The organism is Brevibacillus sp. SIMBA_040, from assembly GCF_046535075.1.
GTDB lineage: Bacteria > Bacillota > Bacilli > Brevibacillales > Brevibacillaceae > Brevibacillus.
Window position 1 is genome coordinate 1 of record NZ_JAWRXI010000463.1, and the last position, 228, is coordinate 228.

Annotated in this window: 1 protein-coding gene; it reads left to right on the forward strand. The window is 63.2% G+C overall.

The genetic code is table 11. The features are described from left to right. Positions 1-24: 24 nt before the first annotated feature. Positions 25-228: hypothetical protein (locus SB752_RS33450; RefSeq protein ID WP_410719667.1), on the forward strand; the 204-nt coding region annotated here is incomplete at its 3' end.

The following is a 228-nucleotide window of genomic DNA, read 5'->3' on the forward strand; positions in this document are numbered from 1 at the left end:
GGTGTTGGGGCAGTGAGCGCGATCATGCAACGCGGGCGCGATCGTGTGCTGTTGCGCGTGTGGTGGCGATGCGCGGCGCTTGTAAGCGATCGACCGCCGCAGCGCGTACTGGTCCTTGGGGATTCTCACGTTCGTGTGTTCGAGCACGCGTGGTTCGCATTAGCGCTGCCGAACGTGCGATTCGATATCGAATACGTTCCGGGCGCGACCGCGATCGGCATCGACTTC